The following is a 20,921-nucleotide window of genomic DNA, read 5'->3' on the forward strand; positions in this document are numbered from 1 at the left end:
TGTCCCAATAATAAGATAAAGACGGTTGATCTAATAGATAACGAAAAGGATGCTACTAATGAATAAAGAAACAGATACAACAAGGGCTTTAGAACTGAAGTATGATGATAATGGCCGACCTTCATGGCGTTCAAGCCCTTCACATAAAAATATAAAAGTCCGCGGAGGATGCGATTTGCCTCCTCATCTCCCAGGCTTAATAATACTTGTTCATGGTGTTAACTCAACGGGGGAGTGGTATCAAAATGCGGAAGAATCCCTCTGCGGCGGATTAAATGTTAGGTTAGGGCTCAAGGGTACTCCATTCGAGTTGAAGCCGAACAAATATAGTACTGATTCTGTTGGGGAAGGCAATTCATCACCATCACCTTTAACTCGCAGAGAACTTATTGAAAATGATGAGCGGTCTCCAATCATTCGATTCTATTGGGGATATTCTTCTGTAGAAGGTGAAGAGGATAAATATGTTATTCCGTTAGCGAATGTGGATGGTGAAGACTATCACCAAATGAAAAAAATAGGTGTAAAAGCAGATGAGATTCGGAGAAAAGGTCCATATATATGGGGGGAGGGCCATTTCAAAATGGTACAAATAACTTACATTCGCTTTGGAGTAACTATGGATTCGATGAGAACTTAGCAGGGATTCCGGGAGCGAAACTTCAGTATCTTAATGAAGATAAAGATAGACTTCTAACAAATTCCCCGCCAAGAAAATACTATTCACATGCTGCTAAGCGACTAGCAGATCTTTTAGATATTCTCCGAGATAAATACCCTAATGATACAGTTAGCATTATCTCTCACAGCCAAGGGACAATGATTTCACTAGCCGCGGTAACATTAGCAAAAAAAGGACCAGATGCTCTTTTTATATTAAACTCCCCTTACGCAATGCATAATAGCCAACTTAATGAGTTTTCAATTCCTCAGCAAGAGAGAATTTCTCCTAACGGGCGCGAGAGTACTTTGTCATCAATAATTGAAAAAATTTCAAAGCAAACTTCGCATCTTTCCGCTGGCGGTTATGAAGGGTTGTGTGTAGGTAAATTTACAGATAAATCGAATTGGAAGCCTGAAGGTGAGAATGTAATAGAAGGTGGAAAAATACAGGAGCGTGATAATCATGGTAGAATGTATATTTACTTCTGCCCTCATGACCGAGTTATGGGGTCATTACCGCTTCGCTCAATAGGTTGGCAAGGACTGCCGAATGATAAAAATGGAAACCCACATCCATTAATTCTGAAATTCAAAAATAATTTATACCAAAGAATGTTGGCTAGAAATACACCATGTGGGTCTGATCCTGATAAGCATACACCATTTGGTTCATTGCCTGATGGGAAACCATTTTGGGATGATGAAGGTGATAAATATCAAAGTAGTAGCAATACATATCCTAACCCTCCCAAATGGCAAACTGTGTTTGTAAATGCAGAAAGAGTTCCTGCACCTATTAATTCCGATGAGTTGGCCGGATTTGACCAATCCCGGGTAGGTAAAGAGCATGGCTCAAAACAACAGGATGGATGGGGTGAAGTGAACCCTAACACTGGCGAGAAAAATGACAATACATATGATAATTATATCAATTTATATCCAAATCAAGATGTTGTAATCGGCTATAAAGAGCTTCCAAGTGGTTATGTGCAAGAGATAACAAGGAAGGAAACTTTCGACGAAAAAATAAGAGATTGCGGACTTATGTTTCGCAACCAACAGATCACAGTACACTACCGGGAAGCGAAAAGTTTATGTCCAGAGTAGTAGCTTATGATTTACCAATAGGCTACTGCGATGCTACATGGGATAAAGAGTTCCTTTCTAAACTTCGATATCTTGCAGATTGGACTACTGGTTCTGATCCATATATGAATACAGGAATTGTTGAAAGTATTAGTGAGCCTTCAATGATAAGCCGGGAAACGGGCATCGAGGAAATGATTCGGGAAAAGGCAAAGGAGTACGGTTATTAAATGGGTAGATACGTCGTTGTTTTAGGGGATGCCACTACACATGGCGGTAAAGTCACATCAGCCTCATCCAGTTTCGATATTTCAGGGAAGAATGCTGCTCTTTTAAACGATACAGTATCTTGCCCTGAGCACGGCACAAATAAAATTATTGAGTGCGATGTTTCTGCGTATGAAGAAAATGGCCGAGGGATCGTTTTGCATAACTGTAAAACACAGTGCGGGGCGAGCGTTATCGCAAGCATGCAGGATATGGAGGTTGGCTGATGGGATGGTCTCTGCCGGAGGTGACTGAAAAAGAACAGGCACCGGTCTGGTCGCCGTGGGTTTGTCTGCTGATTATTATCCTGGGTCTTTTCATTGGGTTGCTTGTAGCAGTGTTGAAATCACCATCAACAGGGTTACCTTTGTTGAGCAGCGGGTACTGGTTACCACTGACGGCTAGGACATTTGCAGGCATTTTTGCAGCTATTGCTATCTACAGCTTCTGGTGGGAAACGCTGGCAATTGGTGTCTGGAACTGGAATGAATGGTGCCGTAACACACGTCTGAAGTGGCGCTTACGTGCGCACCAACATCACGTCATTCTTAGCCATGTTTTTATCGCTGCCGATACGGGCTTGTTGTCTCGCCTTGCACATACACAGGGAGGAGATAGCGTGGACACGCCGCCTTTAACGTTGTTGCCGGATGCCGCCATCACGCCCGGCATTTCACGTTTTGAGCAGATACTTCGTCATCTTATTGCTCAGATAACACCTTCGATTCGGCGGCGATATCCTTCTGGCCTGCTCCAGATTATTGTTCAGACCAATGGCAGCGACAAAGATCGTGAATCTCAGTCTTTCCATCGTATCTGGACAGCAGGATCCCACCCCTGGAAAGTCGAGATTCATTTTCAGGACGCAGACTCATCCTTTGATGAATGGAATAAATTTGTCGGGTCCTCAAAGAGAGCAATACTAGTTCTAGCGATGCACTACCGCCAGCCCGACGATGTTCTGCAGGAATTTGCCACTGCGTTATTTTTGATTCCCCCGTCAATGCTGAATCCTGGTGAACAAAAAAGTACCTTACGGTTATTCCGGGCAATGCCGCTGAATACCAGTGCGCTCACAGCTGAACTCTGTGAGTTGCGCGATATGGCTGACCTTCCTGCAGGTAAAAAACATCTTGTCTGGTACAGCGGGTTGTCAGATGCACCGCGGCAGTCAATGAACAGAGTACTAAACGACCTTTCGATCTCACTTTATGACGGTATTGGCACTGGTGGCGTCATTGATTATGACACTGCATGCGCCCGCTATGGCTGTCTTGCCAGTTGGGCCATGGTGGGGGCTGCTGCTGAAATGGCCGAATATGGACCCGCCTGCCAGTGGTTGTTGCTGGAAGACGAACATGATGCATGGGCTGTTACGCTTGGAAATGCCGCTCCCGTGGTTGGGCAAGATCATTTCGTTATCCCGCCCCCTTTTCCGGGGGCTCTATTCTGATGGCATTGCTGCTTAATATCGGACTGTACAGCCAGATAAGTCGCTATTTCCCTTCAATGGCATTTTCTTGGTCGGGGATCACTCTCTTGTTGTTGTCACTGGTTGTAACATTACCCGGGATCGCCTTTTTGCTGCGACGTGTTACAGCCCGTCTCCAGCGCCCCTTATTTATTAGGGCTGCACGACAGTCCGGAAAGGAATAACCGGCATGAAAAAGTCCTCAAATCTCCTAGGGGTGGGACTCCTGATCCTGCTCGTTCTGCTTCTGGTGCTCTTTGCTCTGGCACAGACAACGCAGTCACCATCCGGAGGCGATGAAAATATGTTCTGGTACGTGGTGGCATTCTTTGTAGCCCTGACAGCGCTGTTGTGCACCCTTATCTTCTTTACGTTGTCCCGACAAAAAAATCCATCTCCTATCACGCCTGACGACGAGATCAACAAAAATGAAGAGCAAACGACGGATCCATATGATTTTTCAGCGCTTAATAAATATCTCAGAAGACGTTACTCTCTGTTCTGGCGACGTAAGGTGCAGTTGTTGCTGGTCAGCGGTGAAGATGCGGCGATCGAACAGCTGGTTCCTGGTCTGCAACAGCAGCAGTGGCTTGAAGGAAACCGTACCATACTTATCTACGGCGGCAACTTGAATGCAGAGCCTGACCGTGGAAAATACGCCGCCCTGCGTAAACTGCGTCGTGGACGTCCACTCGACGGGATTGTCCGTGTCATGCCACAGTCACTTAACCTCACACCTCAGATTAGTGATAACGATTTACGCGGACTCGAAAAAATTAGCGAACAGCTCCGTTATTCCGCACCGGTGTGGCTGTGGCAACTGTGCGACAGCGACTGGTCGCAGGCAAAGCGCCCTGAGCAAACCGTGGGCGCAAGCTTTCCACTGCGCGCAAAAGAAGATGATGTTATCCGCCAGCTAGAACTGATGCTGCCGACCCTGCGGACGCAGGGGTGAGTCAGATCGCGGAAAACAACAGTCACGACTTTCTACTGCGCCTGGGCCAGCACCTGAAAGATGGCGGTATCGCCCGCTGGACGCAGCAACTGGTACCATGGCTGTCTGTCTCACAGCAACGCGTTCCGCTGCGAGGCCTGATGTTCAGCCTGCCGGAGAATCAACCCGCCGCTATCGCAGGAGAAACAGCCGGTGCTGCACCTGCCGACGCTGAGAAATATATCCCCGAACCACAACGCCATGCGCTGACCCTGCCGGTGACCTGGCAGGGAATCGTTGATGACTGTACCCGCGTGCGTGGCCGCCGTGTCGGTATGGCGTGGGAACAGACGCTTGCCTGGACGCTGATGGCTATTATCGGTGTCTGGGGGCGGGGACGCTGCTGTCGTTTGCAGTCAACCGCCTGCAGATTGTCTCTGTGTCGGAGCAGGCGCATGCTCTGGTGAAGCATCCTTCCGTATCGGATGACCAGCTGACGGCTCTGCATACGCTGCGTAATGACGCCGGCCGCCTGCAGCACCGTATTCAGGAAGGCGCGCCCTGGTATCAGCGCTTCGGCCTGGACCATAACCAGCAGCTGCTCGACGCGATGCTGCCCTGGTACGGTGTGGCGAACAACCGCCTGATTCGTGATCCGGCAAATGAAGCGCTTACGCAGAAGCTCAGCGCGCTGGCGAACTCAGCCCCTAATGGTGACCAGCGCGCAGCGCTTGCGAAACCCGGTTATGACCAGCTGAAGGCCTGGCTGATGATGGCCCGTCCGGATAAAGCCGACGGCGCGTATTACGCCCAGACCATGAAAGCCGTGCAGCCGACGCGGATGGGCATTTCAACCGGCCTGTGGCAAAGCCTGACGCCGGATTTGTGGGCCTTCTACATCACCGAACTGCCTGAGCAACCACAGTGGAAAATCACGCCGGATGCGCAGCTGGTGAGCCAGAGTCGCCAGCTGCTGTTGCAGCAAATTGGACGGCGTAACGCCGAAAGCACCCTGTATGAGAACATGCTCAAATCCGTGCGTCGTAACTTTGCCGATGTGTCTCTGGAAGACATGACCAGCGGTACCGATGCGCGGCGACTGTTCACCACCGGGGAAGTGGTGCCGGGCATGTTTACCCGCCAGGCGTGGGAAGGGGGTATTCAACAGGCTATCGAAAAGGCCGCAAATTCCCGCCGGGATGAAATTGACTGGGTGCTGAGTGACAGCCGAAAAGCCGTTTCCTCAGACCTGTCGCCGGAAGCACTGAAAGCACGTCTGACGCAACGTTACTTCACCGACTTTGCCGGCAGCTGGCTGAGCTTCCTCAACAGCCTGCACTGGAATCCGGCAAACAACATTGCAGATGTGACCGACCAGCTGACGCTGATGAGTGATGTCCGTCAGTCGCCACTGATTGCCCTGATGAACACCATCGCCTGGCAGGGGCAGACCGGCCAGCAAAGCGAAGGCCTTTCGGATTCCATCATCAAATCGGCTAAAGACCTCGTAGGCGGAAAAGATAAACCTGCTATTGACCAGTCTGCGTCAGGGCCGCAGGGGCCGCTCGATGAAACCTTTGGCCCGCTGCTGGCGCCGATGGGGAAAAACAATGGCAGCAACGTCATGTCGGCTGACACTTCACTGAGCCTGCAGACGTATCTGACCCGCATTACCCGCGTGCGTCTGCGTCTGCAGCAGGTGGCCAGTGCCTCTGATCCGCAGGAGATGATGCAGACCCTGGCACAGACCGTATTCCAGGGCAAAAGCGTAGACCTCACCGACACCCAACAGTATGGCAGCCTCATTTCGGCAAGCCTTGGCGAAGAGTGGAGCGGTTTTGGCAGCACGATGTTTGTGCAGCCGCTGACCCAGGCCTGGGAGACCGTGCTTCAGCCGTCGGCAGCCAGCCTGAATGATAAATGGAGCCGCTCCGTGGTTGCGAACTGGCACACCGCCTTTGACGGGCGCTTCCCGTTTGCGACCAGTAAAAGCGATGCTTCTCTACCAATGCTGGCCGAGTTCGTGCGCAAGGACAGCGGACGTATTGAGCGCTTCCTGACGACAGAGCTCAGCGGTGTGCTGCACAAAGAGGGCAGCCAGTGGGTACCGGATAAGGTCAACAGCCAGGGGCTGAGCTTTAACCCGACCTTCCTGCGGGCGATAAACCAGCTGAGCCAGCTGTCGGACATTCTGTTCACCGATGGCGGCCAGGGCATCAGCTTTGAGCTGCAGGCGCGGCCTGTACCGCAGGTGGTGGAAACTCAGCTGACCATCGATGGCCAGCAGCTGCGCTATTTCAATCAGATGGCCGACTGGCAGAGCTTCCGCTGGCCGGGAGAGACTTACAAACCGGGTACCATGCTGACCTGGACCACCGTCAACGCCGGGGCGCGCCTGTTCGGGGATTACAGCGGCTCCTGGGGCTTTATTCGCTGGCTGGACCAGGGCAAACGCCAGCAGCTTGACCGCAGCCAGTGGATGATGAGCTTCACCGCGCCTGATGGTCGTACTATGCAGTGGGTCCTGCGTTCACAACTCGGAAAAGGACCGCTGGCTCTGCTGGACCTGCGCGGCTTCACGCTGCCGGATCAGATATTCAGTGTCGACAGCGCAGCCACGGCTCAGGCGCTGATGGCCAGCACCGGAAACAGTGACATGGATGGAGTCGAATAATGAGCACACTGCAGAATCTGGTCGTGGCCTGTCATGATGATGACACGCAGCTGCGGCAACAGGCGCAGACACGCACGGAAAACTGGCTGCCCTGGCTTGCACCGGTAAGTGACGTCAGTCCGACCGGAGAAGATCCCGGCTATGACGATGATTTTCAGCGTATTCGGGAGGAGGTCAATAAGCTTTCTGGCATCGATACCGGGCTGATTTGCACGCTTGCCGAAAAACTGCTGACCACCACAGCCAAAGATATCCGGGTTGCCACCTATTACTGCTGGGCGCGTCTGCACCGGGACGGGGAAGTCGGCTTTGCTGAAGGGCTTGAACTGCTGGCGGGATTGGTACAGCGCTATGGAATACAGCTTCATCCTCAGCGCGAGCGGAGCCGTAAACCGGCGCTGGAGTGGCTCGCAGGCTCCCGTGTGCTGGACAGCCTGTCACTCTGGCCGGAAGTGGTACGCGACGATGCACTGCGCACTGCCGGTGCGCTGCTGCTTATTCGCGACAGTCTGGAGGCCGAGCCGGAAGCGTCACGCCCAGAACTGAATGCCCTGTACAGCGCGCTGGAATCTCGCCTGATGAAGGCGGGTGGTGTGGATGCTGTGGTACCGCAGAACGCCGGAAACAAGGCACAGACACAGACCCCCACGCATACTCCCGAGTCTGACGCGCCGGTCCTGAGCCGCATTACCTCCGGTCAGGATTTGCTGGCCCAGGCCCGTACACTGACGGAATATCTGCGTGAGCAGCCCGATGGCTGGCTTGCCGCTCACCGGCTGATGAAAAGCCTGCGTCATGACACGTTGCACAGTATTCCTGCCCCGGATGCACAGGGGAAAACCCGAATCGAACCGCCCCGTACAGACCAGCGGGCGATGCTTAAACGCCTGTATCTGCAGCAGAGCTGGTCCGAAATTATGGAGCAGGCAGACAGCGCCTTTTCGCGTGGTGCCAACCACCTCTGGCTGGATTTGCAGTGGTATATCCACCAGGCCTTGATGAAATCGGGGCAGGATGTGCTGGCTGATATCATCGCCGCCGACCTGAAAGGGCTGCTGTGCCGCCTTACCGGGCTTGAAACCCTGGCCTTTAATGACGGTACGCCGTTTGCCGATGAGGTCACGCTGAACTGGATAAATCAGAGCGTGCTGGACGATATGTCAGGCTGGAGGGATGAGCCGATCAGTGCCGTCGGTGAGACGGATAACGATATCCTGGCCCTCGAGCCTGAAGCGCTGGAGAAAGCGGACACTGACGGTCTGGATGCCACACTTCACTGGCTCCAGACCCGCCCGGGCACTGACACCACAAAAGACAAATGGCTGCTGCGTCTGCTGATGGCCCGTGTGGCCGAGCAGAAGGGCAAGAATGAACTGGCCCTGCATCTGCTGGGTGAGCTCGATAGTGCCGCACAGTCAATCACCCTCACGCAGTGGACACCAGCACTGTTGTTTGAAGTGAAATCGCGCCGCCTCAGACTGCTGCGTATGAAAGCCACACGCAGTGAAACTGATAAATCACGGTTACAGCCAGAGATGGACCAGCTTCTGGCGGGTCTGATTGCGCTCGATCCGGCCAGCAGTGCAGTGCTTTGCGGGTAACCAGGACTGAATTTAGCGAAAAGGGAAACGTATGGGAGCTGAAGGCTATTATCTGGTGCAGGGCGACAAAACGAACTGCGGCGGAAAAATTACAACCGGTGCAGAGGATCACACGCTGTTTGATAAACCAGTTGCCCGGGAGCAGGACAGTGTGACCTGCGGTAAACATGCCGGGCTTTTCAAGATAGCCGGTGGCATCGACAACGATACCATTCACGACAGGCGAATGGCCGGAACCCTCGACAGCTACAGTACCTGCCCCTGTAAGGCGAAGTTTATTCCGTCGATGATGGATGATACGTACGAGAAGAGCAGCGGAGCTTCCGCTGGAGAACCCGCAGCAGGCTTTACAGCCGCTCCGACGCAGACCTCTCCTGAGCTACCTGGTTATCTGACCGGTGAGCAAAAGCCGACATTCCCGGATAGTAAGTTAAGAGCCATGCTGCAGGCCAACAGCCAGGAAGTTATGCTACTTACCCTCGGCGAAGTATATGAAATACTGTCGTCATGGGGGTTTTACAAAAATGGTTGGGTGGATCTGACACAAAGTCAGCCGGGACAGATTGCAGTAAATTATGGCCTGGGTATTAAAGATGCCATTACAACAACCATGCTTATTGCCGATTTGAAACTGTATGATATTAAATCTACGGTGTACGTAAATAAAAATGGAACTGAGCTCATAAAACTTACTGGATATGCAGGAATACGAAAAATATTAAACGCGCCTGTATATGCTCTTAAAAATCCCAAGGTCGTCAGCCTGGGAATTGGGAAGTTTGGTGTTAAGAATGCCATTGTTGAAGGCACTGTTATAACATTTTATTTCGCTCTCGCGTATCGTACTATTGATTTCATAATGAATGATGATACCAGTCTGGCTGAATTTATAGGCTCGCTGGCAACAGATGTCGTAAAAATCGGTATAGCGTCTGCTGTCAGTTGGGGGCCGGAGCCTTATTGACAATGACTCCATTTGTTATTGGTCCGATCGTGGCTGTCGTACTTGTTGGTCTCGGGGCAAGCATCGCATTGAACGTACTTGACGAGCACTTTAAAGTCACTGATAAGCTCGTTGAATTGATTGAGAATGCACAGCAGGAATTTGTTGATAAAGCTCGCGAGATCGAGGACGGATTCTGGGATCTTGGAGCTATGTATCTGGATGGGATGCTACGGACAGGGAGAGAGTTCGTGATTGCAGAAACCAGGAAATACCTGCGTGAAACGCTACAAGAAATTATTCCAATGGATTATTGATAATGTATCCTCTTAAACAACGTGTAATTGCATTTTTCGGAGTGATATTCTTCCTGGCTATTTCCGTCGGGATTTCATATCTCGGTATTTTTAAGTTGCGTGAATACCTTTCATACCCCGATGTCGTTAACTTCTCTTTTTGGGTAACTTTTGCTGCCGCATTTTTATTTTTTTCTCACCGTTATTGGCGATGATTTTTCCTGTTGTTTTTACCGGGAAGCAGATAACCATTGCATCAGGTAAAAAATTACTGAAAACCACGTTTATCATCTTAGGGTTAACTGTCTTGGGAATGTTCATCTTTTCAGAAAAATACACAACATCTTTAATGCATAAAGGTTACACAGAATGCCAGGGATCCCTTCGGGTTGGATGCCTGGCATGGCAAAAAATATGCCATAGAACCGTCCCTTTGTACTCAGCATTGATGGTTCTCTTTTCTCTATGATTACCCGTGCCAGACTCCCGGAGTCTGCTTCAGTGTTTAACACGCAGCAATTTACTAAGCAGAAATAAATATGGATGATTTAACCCTGCGTTATTATGACGCTGAAATGCGCTATCTGCTGGAAGCCGGCGAAGAGTTTGCCCGCGCTCACCCGGAGCAGGCGGCAATGCTCAATCTCGACAAAGCGGGCGCACGCGACCCGTACGTGGAGCGCCTGTTCGAGGGCTTTGCCTTCCTGATGGGGCGGCTGCGTGAAAAGCTCGATGACGACCTGCCTGAACTGACCGAAGGGCTGGTCAGCCTGCTGTGGCCGCATTACCTGCGTACAATTCCGTCAATGTCGGTGGTGGAGTTCACACCCGACTGGCGTGAGATGAAAGAGCAGATGCGCATCGTCAAAGGTTTCGAGGTGAACTCGCGGCCGATCGGTGAGAAAGGCACGCGCTGCCGGTACACCACCACTAAAGAGATTACCTTGCAGCCGTTGTCGCTGGAGCACGCCCGCCTGTCGACTGACCCTGACGGGCGTTCGGTTATCAGCCTGCGCTTTAACTGCAGCAAGCTTGCGGACTGGAGCCGTATCGATCTCAGCCATATTCCGTTTTATTTCACTGCCGATGCACCGCTGGCCTGTGCGATGCATGAAGCCTTTACCATGAACACTGCGCGTCTCTTGCTGCGGATGCCGGGTGACATGGACAGAAGACCGCTGGACGGATATTTCACTGCGCTGGGCTTTGGTGATGACGATGACCTGTGGCCGAAGGGAAGCAGCAGCTTTAGCGGCTATCAGCTGCTGCTGGAGTACTTCACCTTCCGTGAGAAATTCATGTTCACGGGGTTGCGTGGGCTGGAGACCGTGACCTTTCCGGCTGAGCTCCCTGGTTTGAAATCGACGTGGTCCTGGCGGAACGCTGGGAGCATGACTTCAGTTTTACCGGGAAACATCTGCGCCTGAACTGCGTGCCGGTGATTAACCTGTTCCCGTTAGAGTCCGACCCGCTAACGCTCAACTCGCTGCAGACCGAGTATGTGCTGCGTCCGATGCGGGTACAGGATGGCCATACCGAGATTTATGCCGTGGACTCGGTAATGTCATCAAGCCAGCATACTTACGTGCCATTCTCAAGCTTCCGCCACAAAGGCGGGATGATGCGTCATGAAGCCCCGGAGTATTACTACCACACCCGCGTGCGCCGTGGCCCGTCCGGGCTGCATAACACCTGGCTGATACTCGGAGGAGAAGCCTTTGATAATCACACCGTCCCGGAAGATGAAAGCCTGTCGCTGACGCTCACCGGCACCAATGGTCAGCTTCCACGGCGCGCGCTGCAAAGTACCGTTCTCGATACGGTGATGAAAACCACCTCAGCCAGTATTGCCGTGCGTAACCTTTGCGCCCCGACGCTGCCCTGTTATCCGCCCGCGCAGGACCGTTTTCACTGGCGCGTGCTGAGTCACCTCGGCAGCGGTTTTCTGTCGATGATGGACAACGCCGACGTGCTGCGCGGCACCCTGGCGTTGTATGAGTGGACGGACAGCGAGATGAATCGTCGTCGCCTGGAGGCCATTATCGAGGTGAAGCACAGTGAAACCGAGCGTTTTGAGCAGGGCTATCTGGTGCGCGGCGTGCAGATTGAGGTGACGCTGGACAGTTACGGCTTTGCCGGGCGTGGCGACATCTGCCTGTTTGGCGAGATGCTGAGCCGCTTCTTCGCGCTCTACACCGATATCTATCTGTTTAACCGCCTGATTATCATCCTGCAACCGACCGGAGAGCGCCTGGAATGGGAAGAGAAGCAAAACCGCCGCATTCCCGGCTGACCCCGCGACTGGAAGCCGACCTTCACCGCATCAACTTTTACCGTTTCTGCCAGCTGCTGGAGAAACTGAATCTGGACCGGCCGCTGATGGGCTCAACCAGCCATCCCGGTGACGACCCGGTGCGCTTTGTGCCGCATCCCGGGATGGGCTTTCCGGCGAGCGAACTCAAAGCCGTTGAGTATGACGAAGAGGATGACAGTAAACCACCGCTCATCCGCGCCACGTTTATGGGGATGTACGGCGTTGATTCGCCGCTGCCGACCGCCTATCTCGACGATATCACCCAGCGCCGGGAAGGGCATGAGGCGCTTCAGGGTTTTCTGGATATCTTCAGTCATCGCATCCTGACGCAGTTTTACCGTATCTGGAGGAAATACTCCTACCCGGCCACATTCGAGACCGGCGGGACCGACAGAATCTCGCAGTCGTTGCTGGGCCTGGTGGGACTGGGTATTCCCGGTACGGCAAACCATATTGCCACCCCGGTATCCCGATTTCTGGCGCTGCTGGGTGTGCTGCAGCAACCGGGCAAAACCCAGGAGGGGATGCAGGCAATGGTGAGCCTGCTGGCGTCTGACACCACGGTGAAGGTCAGCCCGTACTGCCTGCGGCCGGTGGAGGTCAGTCGGCCTCTGGGCTTTTACGACGATGAAGATTTCCTGCTTGATGGCAATACACCGCTGGGTGACGAAGCGATGGATGCTGGCAGCCAACTGCTGATTGCGCTCACAACAGATAACGAACAGGAAGCGCAGGGCTGGAAGCCGGACGGTCTGCTGTATCAGGACTTTCTGGTGATGCTGCGGGTTTATCTCGGGTGGCGCTTTAAGGCAAAAATTACCCTGACCACCCAGACCTGCCTGCTGGCGGTCCCTCTACTGGGCGAGAGACCTTTCTGGCTCGGCATGAATGGGGTACTGGGCGCGGAGGAAGAAGCGCTTTCTGATGATATTCCGCAGACCTTTACGACGGAACTGGGCTATTACACCGGCCTGCACCCCGCAACACCACAACAAGGAAACCGACGTGTTACGTACAAGTTTGATTAAAATCACATGCTGGCTGCTGCCGGTGCTGGCTTTCAGCCTGACAGGCTGTGGCGTGACGCAGGGCGTCGCAGATGGCAGCAAATCAGCATTTAACGCCGTGTTCTATAAAAAGATTAAGGTACTGCACCTGGATTTCACCGCCCGTGAAGCGCTGAACACCGATTCCCGCGAGAGTAACTCGCTGTCTGAGCCGGTGGTTATTCGTGTCTATCAGCTGAAAGACCGCAAAACCTTCGACAAAACGGTCTACCAGCAGTTGCTGAAAGACGGGGAGGCCATTCTGAAAGCTGACCTGCTGGCGAGCCGTGATGTGGTGATGAAGCCGGGCGGTGATGCGAACCTGAATATGCCGATGGAGGCCGATGCACAGTTTGTGGCGGTGGTGGGTCTGTTCCGTCACCCGGATATGGTCGACAACACCTGGAAGCTGGTGATAGGGCGCGAAGACCTTGACCCGGATAAGCCGCGTATTCTGGAAGCCGGTAACAATCATCTGACACTGCAACCGCTCAAGGACGACTGATGCCCCAGGGACACAACACACCTTCACTGTATGAAATACTGACCGGGAACTTCACTGGCGGCCTGGATCTCCATCAGGTCAGCGAAGAAAATCAGGTCATTCTGTCCGTGCTGGACAATATGCAGCGTATCCTTAACTGCCGTGCCGGCACGCTGGCACATCTGCCGGACTATGGACTGCCCGATATGACTAAAATCCTGCAGGGCATGCCGGGTACTGCCCATGAGCTGATGGGCACCCTATCTACTGTTCTGCTCAAATATGAGCCACGCCTGAAAAAATAACGGTTGTCCTGCTGGAGCAGAACGTTCCCGGTGAACTGCGCTATGCCATTGATGCCGAGCTGAAGGGCATTGGCCTTGTGTGTTACGGCACCGAGTTTATGCCCGAGGGACGAGTGATGCTGAGGCATCTGAAGCAACAGCAGTATCTCGACACGACAACCCGTCTGTAAGGCCAGATAACACCATGTCAGTAAAATTACAGTTTCTCGAAAAATTGCAGGCCAGACAGCCCGCTCCGGCTTCATCTGTCAGCAAGACTCAGGATGATATTGCAGAGTTTTGCCTGCGAATGACGCAACTTCAGGAGCAGATGGACGCGTGGCTGGTGGGTACCGGACTGAATGTGGAGACGCTCAGTACATCCGTTACGGACCTGCTAGTTGATAGCGGGGCTTTTGAGATTGCAGCTATCCTCCTGCGTGTCGACGACCGGGCTGTAAAATTTATGCCGGTATTCCTGTATGGTCAGGGTGTGGCCGGGTGTGTGGAGGCGGCCATTCCATAATGGAGGATTCGTGACGCCTCTGGGGCGATTATTTATTCGGTCAGGTCCAGTGAACAACTGGACCTTTACTCCGCTTGGTGCTTTATCCCGGCCTGGGCAGTGTTTTGATGAAACCACTTTCTTTAACCTGATTTTTGCGCTTCTGCCATAGCGGGTGCTGAAAAATGAATCATTATTTTTTTGCTTTGAATCATTGCAAGTTTTCCTGACGAAACGGTTAATAGCTTTCGGATTACTTAGCCCCAAAGTAACGAAATAAATAACGGATATGGAAATGAGAAAATTAATCTTCCTTCTGGTCTCAGGAATTCTTTTTACGGCACAAGCCGATGCTGCGCGTGGAAGGCAGCCCTGTTCCGGTTCAAAGGGTGGCATTGCACACTGCACATCGGATGGACGTTTTGTTTGTAATGACGGGAGCCTAAGTCAGTCGAAGCGATTCTGCTCCGGATATGGTTCCTCAGAAACCAGCAATCCGGTAAAACCGCCTACTTCCACTCGCAAAGCGCAGACGAAAAAAGTGACAACTGCGAAAAAGCAGGAACCGCAACGTGTTGCAGAAAACGACGAACCGGTCAGTACGCAACCCCGACAGCCCACATGCGCTCCACTCTATATGGCCAGCAAGCCCGGATACACCCATTTACCGATTTGCTCAGGGAATCAGTATTAATCGGATATGGCAAAAATTCCATTCCCGTTGTAAGGATTAAATAATCAGGTTTGCAGGAAAAAAGGAAAGAAATAAAACATGGCACGAAGAAAAAAGATGACAATGCCGCGGGTATTATTCTGGTTATTCTTGGCGTAATTGCCTGGGGTGTTTATGTCGCGGCAAGAGCATTAATTAATCTTAATGAGCGGTTTATTGAATCTGTGTCGAATCCGGCAGGAATAATCGGTCTGTTCTTTGGTTTATTGATTGCCATTACGCTGATGATACGAGTTTTCATTTACCGGGGCTTCAGGAAGAAAACAGCGGAGCTCGAACTGGCCGTGTCGGACCTGGCACAGAAAGAGAAAGCCTTTGATGAAACCGTCAGTACTGAAGTGGCTCGTGGCCTGTATCAGGAAAAGAAACAGCTTTCCGGTCAGTGGGATGAATTTCACCATGCCAGAAATAAAGCGTCCCGGGCGCTGCAGCGCATAGTGGATTCAGCCTATCAATTCAAAGTTAAGACGTTACTTGCTGGCACCACAGTGAATAACTGGCAGAGTAAATACGATCAGCTCCGCAAAGAAAGGGATGCTTATAACGTCATCAGTGAGAAAATCACCTTTCTGAAACTTGAAGATAAAGCCGACTGGGACAGTGTAAAACAGCAGTTCCTGGATAAGGTCGCGTTTCTGGAAAAAGCCCAGGAAGAAAAAGAATATCAGGCCGAACTTAAACGTCAGATGCGGGAAGAAAAGCAGCGCCAGGATGAGCTGGACAGGCAACAGCGTGAAGCGGAAGAAGAAGAGCACCGCCTTGCTGAACAGCAAAAAATCCTTGAAGAAGCGCTACTGGCTGCCGAAGGGACGTACAGAGAAGAGCTGGAGAGGCAGCGTCAGGAACTGGAACAAAAAATTCAGGACGTACATCAGCAATATGAACGTGCCAAATCCATGGCCCAGCTCACGAAGCAGGGACATGTGTATGTGATTTCAAATATTGGCTCCTTTGGTGAAGGTGTCTTCAAAATCGGTATGACCCGGCGACTGGAGCCGATGGAGCGGGTGAAAGAACTGAGTGGAGCCGCCGTACCTTTCGATTTTGATGTCCACGCCATGATTTCCTGTGACGATGCGCCAGCTCTGGAGAAAACGCTGCACGACCATCTGGAACGTTACCGCATCAACAGGATTAACTTACGTAAAGAGTTTTTCCGCGTAGAGCTCAGCAAAATCATTAACGAGGTGGAACGTCACCACGGGCGGGTTGACTACATTGCTGACCCAATGGCACTGCAGTATCTGCAGAGTCTCGAATATGCTGAAAGCGAAGCTGCATAAACGATAACCTTCAATAGCTCCTGGTACGACAAATGGACAACGGGTCATGAATGACATCCCCCACGTAAAATAAAAACCGGTGGCGACCCACGTACGCTGCCGGATTATACCGCCCTGCGCGAAGAACTGAGTAAACTGACGCATCCGGCGCGCCCGGATGTGAACTGGCGTTATGCCGAAAAACTTTGTCTTTCGCTGTTTGAACAAAATGGTGTGGAGTTACAGACAGCGGCCTGGTACACGCTGGCCCGTACGCAACAAGCCGGTCTGCTCGGTCTGAACGAAGGTCTGGCGATACTGGAGGCGCTGATAAGCCATCAGTGGAGGACGCTGTGGCCGCAGCCAGTACATGCCCGCATGGAAATCCTCAGCAGTCTGAGTCAGCGTCTACAGCAACTGATGCGCTCGCTCCCGCTAAATTACAGCGACCTCAGCCAGTTGTATCGGGTGGAGCAACTGCTTACCAGTCTGGGGAAGGTGCTGCAGCGCCTGGAGCTTAAGCACCTGAGCCAGCTCGACACGCTGCGTACTCTGATACATAACAGTACTGTCCGGCTGGAAAACAACAGTGCCGGTGCATCCAGTACTGGTGCAGTTATTCAGCCCGGGGTTGTACTCCCCACAACGGGTATAAATAGCCCAGGAACATCCGTTGATACACTGCCAGGCATTCCAGATGCAGAGAAAAACGTGCCGAACAATGCGGTGAAGTGGGTGTATGTGGCGGAGCCGGAACAACAGCTAAATGTGGAGGTACTCTCGGCAATACCTGCACCGGTAAAAAAGTGGAAATCTTTCACTGCCGGGATGTGTTCCATGCTGGTGATAAGCATAGTCGCAGTGTGGAGCTGGCAGTATCTTCACCGGTCAGACCCGCTACAGACTCAGTTTGCTGCTTCACTGGCTCCGTTACCCGCAACACTCACGCCTGCACAGTTGGATGTGATACGTCATCAATCGCCGCTTCCACAAACAGTAATAGCACAAACACAGCAGAAGCTTGCCCTGCTGGACCAGCTTCCTCCTGACTGGAATATTGACTACAGTCGACAACTTGTAGAACAGGCTCAGACTCTGTGGCCGGAACAGGCTAAACCCCTGATACAGCATTGGCAACAACAGCTTAGTGCTGTCGCATTGCCAACAGAGCAGCTGAATGGCTGGTATCAGGGAATGACAATGCTACAGAAACTGAGTGACAGGCTAAACGGGCTTGATGAGCAGAAGGGTAAATACATGACGGTCAGTGAACTGAAGTCAGTAGTATTTTCAACTATGCAGTCGTTTAATCAGGCCATACCGGCTGAGGAGCAACTGCGGGTATTGTCAGAAAACCCTGCTGGAGTACCTTTACCTGCTGCTGCCAAGGCTCAACTGGAGATGCATCTGAAACAATTGACTGCCCGTTATGCTGAGATAAAACAGAACTTATCGGAATAAAAACGGTGCTAAGAATTATCAGTGATTCAGTTCGTTATTTTTTTGCCTGATGCAGACAAATACAGGTACAGGCCATTACCGTCTGAAACCCTGTAGGGCTTATCTTTCGACTTAGCCGCGTCTGTCTGTTTAATGGTGAGCAATGGGTAAAATTTCTTACCCAGGATTTACCCAGGCAATAGACAGGCTGTCAACGAACTATGGCGAACTGCTATTTATTGGGGAGTGCTTTGTGAGTAGGAGTTGGCAAACGACTTCGGAAGGTGGCGAACCGTGGTATGGCGTCCCCTGCAGGGATCGAACCTGCAACTAGCCCTTAGGAGGGGCTTGTTATATCCATTTAACTAAGGAGACGTCGGCGGGCAGTATAGCGCAGTTATGCGCCAAATTAACCACGCCGAGGTGCGTTTGCTCATTCCATCGACAATTAGCCTTCAGACTGCTGTTTCTGGCGACGCTTCTCCTCTTTTTCTTTTCTGCTCGCATCTTAGCTTTGGCTGTTTCGCTCATATCATTACGAATCTGAGCATGACTGATCAGGGCGAAAATCAATGTGCCGCCGGTAATATTGCCCAGCAGGGTAGGTAAAGCAAAAGGCCAAAAGAACGCTTGCCACTCAATAGCGCCGCTAAACACTAAATAAAGCACTTCAACCGAACCTACCACAATGTGTGCCAGGTCGCCGAGCGCCACTAGCCACGTCATCATGACAATCACAAACAACTTAGCCGCACCTGCATAGGGAAACATCCATACCATGGTGGCGATGATCCAACCGGAAATAACGGCATTGGCAAACATTTCACCCGGCGTACTTTCCATCACTTTTTGACTAATGACGGTAAATGCCTGACGCGTTGCATCATCAAAAATGGGCATTTCGGTAAAGGCTAACGCACCTAATGCTGTGCCAATCAGATTACCGAGCAACACGATGCCCCACAAACGCAGCAGCAGACCAACATTGCTCATCGTGGGTTTGTGCATCACAGGCAGAACAGCGGTAACGGTGTTTTCAGTAAAAAGCTGCTGCCGCGCCATAATGACAATCACAAAACCGAAGGTATAACCCAGATTCTCGAGCAAAAATGCACCCGGTACGCCGTCGAGATGGACCTGAAAAATCCCTTTGGCCATCAGTGATGCACCCATTGATAAACCGGCGGCAATCGCTGACCACAACAAGGCCATACCGTCGCGTTCTAGCTCTTTCTCGCCATCCTGACGTATCTCTTCGTGAATGGCGGCGGCGCGGGAAGGAGTGCTTCTTCATCTACTTCAATATCGGTGCCTTCTTCTTTTTCATCGCTATCAACATCGTTATGGCCGTGATCTATACCTGATGAACCCTTCATATTTTCTCCTGGTGACAATGCCAACGCGTAATAAGCGTAGACGTTTTTTGCCAATCAAAAATGTAACTGCATTCGCGAATAAGGGTAACAAGGTTTTAACGTTGCTGGATTTTTGGGCAGTTATTGATCTGATGCGCACGAATACGCCCTTTGAGGTAGGACGCGGTGGCCGCTCAGACTTCGGCCCACAGCATCATTGTGGTATTATTCGCGCCTCATTTATCTGGTGCGATTCCCCCTTCATGTTGGAAGTCATTAATCTTTCTTGCGTCCGCGACGAGCGTGCTCTTTTTCATGGGCTGACGTTTTCCGTGGCGGCAGGCGATATCGTGCAAATTGAAGGGCCGAATGGCGCGGGTAAAACTTCTTTGTTGCGTCTGCTGGCGGGATTAAGCCGCGCTGAGCAGGGCGACGTAATGTGGCAATCTCAGCCTATTCGCCAACAGCGCGAAATATGGCATCAGGCGATGCTTTATCTCGGCCATCATCCTGGCGTAAAAGCGGTATTGTCGCCGCTGGAAAATCTGCGTTTTTACCATCGCGATTGCGATGACGAGCTAATTTTTGATGCACTGGAAAGCGTTGAATTGCTGGGTTACGAAGAGGTGCCGGTGGCGCAACTTTCCGCAGGACAACAGCGTCGTGTGGCCCTGGCCAGATTATGGTTAAGTCACGCTTCGCTGTGGATTTTAGATGAACCGTTAACCGCCATCGACAAAGCGGGTGTAGAAAAATTAATGGCGAAATTTGCTCAACATGCCGATAACGGAGGCGCGGTCATTCTGACCACGCATCAGGATCTGCCAGACAGCCTTGCACGCGTGCGTAAGATTCGCCTGAGCGGCGCGGAGTGACGTGATGCTAATCCGTGTTATCCAGCGCGAGCTGCGTATTGCCTTTCGCAGCGGCGCAGAAGTGATTAACCCGCTGTGGTTTTTCCTGATTGTGATTACGCTGTTCCCGCTGGGCATTGGGCCCGATCCGCAACAGTTAGCGCGCATCGCGCCGGGTGTCGCTTGGGTGGCTGCCTTGCTGGCCTCGCTGCTGGCGCTGGAGCGCTTGTTCCGCGATGACTTTATGGATGGTTCGCTGGAACAGTTATTGCTGTTGCCCACGCCGTTGCCGCTGACCGTGGTTGGCAAAGTCATTGCCCACTGGCTGGTCACTGGCTTGCCGCTGATTGTGTTATCACCGCTGGCGGCGCTGCTGTTATCGCTGGATTTTCGCGGCTGGAGCGCAATGGCGCTGACCCTGTTGCTGGGAACGCCAACCCTGAGTTTTTGGGTGCGATTGGCGTCGGATTAACGGTAGGACTGCGTCGCGGCGGCGTGTTGCTTAGCCTGCTGGTATTACCGCTGGCGATTCCCGTTTTAATTTTTGCCAGCGCAGCGATTGATGCGGCAGGGCAGGGATTACCCATCAGCGGTTATCTGGCGATTCTTGGCGCAATGCTGGTGGCGAGCGCCACCCTGGCCCCTTTTGCTACCGCCGCAGCGCTGCGCATTACGCTGCATTAAATCGCGCACGCCTTAGACGTGTCGA

General features: G+C 52.1%; 12 protein-coding genes, 1 tRNA gene and 8 pseudogenes. 18 read left to right on the forward strand and 3 right to left on the reverse strand.

Annotated elements, in window-relative coordinates; all coding sequences use genetic code 11:
- The first annotated feature begins 58 nt into the window (after nt 1-58).
- The 16 genes and pseudogenes from KQP84_RS25285 to KQP84_RS08685 all read left to right on the forward strand — a co-directional run bounded on the left by KQP84_RS25285 (nt 59) and on the right by KQP84_RS08685 (nt 18,024).
- Nucleotides 59-1,770: pseudogene (locus tag KQP84_RS25285) on the forward strand (T6SS effector phospholipase Tle3 domain-containing protein).
- Nucleotides 1,758-1,979, forward strand: a complete 222-nt coding sequence (locus tag KQP84_RS25290; RefSeq protein ID WP_252515241.1) for a hypothetical protein — start codon at nt 1,758-1,760, stop codon at nt 1,977-1,979. The pseudogene KQP84_RS25285 and the gene KQP84_RS25290 overlap by 13 nt, the downstream one beginning before the upstream one ends.
- Nucleotides 1,980-2,243 (forward strand): PAAR domain-containing protein, encoded by a 264-nt coding sequence (locus KQP84_RS08625; protein ID WP_163850786.1) that lies wholly within the window; start codon nt 1,980-1,982, stop codon nt 2,241-2,243. It begins immediately after the preceding gene.
- Nucleotides 2,243-3,469 carry a KPHS_23130 family T6SS system protein gene (locus KQP84_RS08630; RefSeq protein ID WP_215846021.1) on the forward strand — a complete coding sequence of 409 codons (1,227 nt, stop codon included), beginning with the start codon at nt 2,243-2,245 and terminating at the stop codon, nt 3,467-3,469. The genes KQP84_RS08625 and KQP84_RS08630 overlap by 1 nt, the downstream gene beginning before the upstream one ends.
- 208 nt (nt 3,470-3,677) lie before the next feature.
- Nucleotides 3,678-7,095: pseudogene (locus KQP84_RS08635) on the forward strand (ImcF-related family protein).
- Entirely contained in the window at nt 7,095-8,696 is a 1,602-nt protein-coding gene (gene tssA / locus KQP84_RS08640) for a type VI secretion system protein TssA (RefSeq protein ID WP_215846023.1), read from the forward strand. Before KQP84_RS08635 ends, tssA begins: the two are co-directional and overlap by 1 nt.
- Nucleotides 8,697-8,727: 31 nt before the next feature.
- On the forward strand, nt 8,728-9,660 hold the full coding sequence (locus KQP84_RS08645) for a PAAR domain-containing protein (protein ID WP_309140143.1): 933 nt from the start codon (nt 8,728-8,730) through the stop codon (nt 9,658-9,660).
- Nucleotides 9,657-9,956 (forward strand): hypothetical protein, encoded by a 300-nt coding sequence (locus KQP84_RS25950; RefSeq protein WP_309140144.1) that lies wholly within the window; start codon nt 9,657-9,659, stop codon nt 9,954-9,956. Before KQP84_RS08645 ends, KQP84_RS25950 begins: the two co-directional genes overlap by 4 nt.
- Nucleotides 9,957-10,474: 518 nt before the next feature.
- Nucleotides 10,475-12,228, forward strand: a pseudogene (tssF, locus tag KQP84_RS08650) (type VI secretion system baseplate subunit TssF).
- Nucleotides 12,192-13,277, forward strand: a complete 1,086-nt coding sequence (gene tssG / locus KQP84_RS08655) for a type VI secretion system baseplate subunit TssG (protein WP_215846024.1) — start codon at nt 12,192-12,194, stop codon at nt 13,275-13,277. Before tssF ends, tssG begins: the two are co-directional and overlap by 37 nt.
- Entirely contained in the window at nt 13,255-13,800 is a 546-nt protein-coding gene (tssJ, locus tag KQP84_RS08660) for a type VI secretion system lipoprotein TssJ (protein WP_215846026.1), read from the forward strand. Before tssG ends, tssJ begins: the two co-directional genes overlap by 23 nt.
- Nucleotides 13,800-14,254: pseudogene (gene tssE, locus KQP84_RS08665) on the forward strand (type VI secretion system baseplate subunit TssE). The gene tssJ and the pseudogene tssE overlap by 1 nt, the downstream one beginning before the upstream one ends.
- Before the next feature lie 14 nt (nt 14,255-14,268).
- Nucleotides 14,269-14,740: pseudogene (locus KQP84_RS08670) on the forward strand (hypothetical protein).
- 123 nt (nt 14,741-14,863) lie between these two features.
- Nucleotides 14,864-15,262, forward strand: coding sequence for a YdcA family protein (locus KQP84_RS26155; protein ID WP_215846029.1), 399 nt, complete (start codon nt 14,864-14,866; stop codon nt 15,260-15,262).
- A gap of 245 nt (nt 15,263-15,507) precedes the next feature.
- Nucleotides 15,508-16,584 (forward strand): GIY-YIG nuclease family protein, encoded by a 1,077-nt coding sequence (locus KQP84_RS08680; RefSeq protein ID WP_252515242.1) that lies wholly within the window; start codon nt 15,508-15,510, stop codon nt 16,582-16,584.
- A gap of 135 nt (nt 16,585-16,719) precedes the next feature.
- Nucleotides 16,720-18,024 carry a VasL domain-containing protein gene (locus tag KQP84_RS08685; RefSeq protein WP_373276622.1) on the forward strand — a complete coding sequence of 435 codons (1,305 nt, stop codon included), beginning with the start codon at nt 16,720-16,722 and terminating at the stop codon, nt 18,022-18,024.
- A gap of 35 nt (nt 18,025-18,059) precedes the next feature.
- On the opposite strand, the pseudogene KQP84_RS25295 reads toward KQP84_RS08685, so the two are convergent.
- The 3 genes and pseudogenes from KQP84_RS25295 to KQP84_RS08695 all read right to left on the reverse strand — a co-directional run.
- A pseudogene (locus KQP84_RS25295) lies at nt 18,060-18,167 on the reverse strand (hypothetical protein); the annotation flags it as partial.
- A 136-nt stretch (nt 18,168-18,303) separates the two neighbouring features.
- Nucleotides 18,304-18,378: transfer RNA gene (locus KQP84_RS08690), tRNA-Arg, on the reverse strand.
- A gap of 73 nt (nt 18,379-18,451) precedes the next feature.
- Nucleotides 18,452-19,379, reverse strand: a pseudogene (locus KQP84_RS08695) (formate/nitrite transporter family protein).
- 242 nt (nt 19,380-19,621) lie between these two features.
- Here KQP84_RS08695 and ccmA point away from each other — a divergent pair.
- Together ccmA and ccmB are read left to right on the forward strand one after the other, a co-directional pair.
- On the forward strand, nt 19,622-20,233 hold the full coding sequence (gene ccmA / locus KQP84_RS08700) for a cytochrome c biogenesis heme-transporting ATPase CcmA (RefSeq protein ID WP_215848235.1): 612 nt from the start codon (nt 19,622-19,624) through the stop codon (nt 20,231-20,233).
- A gap of 4 nt (nt 20,234-20,237) precedes the next feature.
- Nucleotides 20,238-20,896: pseudogene (gene ccmB, locus KQP84_RS08705) on the forward strand (heme exporter protein CcmB).
- Nucleotides 20,897-20,921 lie beyond the last annotated feature (25 nt).

It is taken from the genome of Candidatus Pantoea bituminis (genome assembly GCF_018842675.1).
Classification (GTDB): Bacteria; Pseudomonadota; Gammaproteobacteria; order Enterobacterales; family Enterobacteriaceae; genus Pantoea; species Pantoea phytostimulans.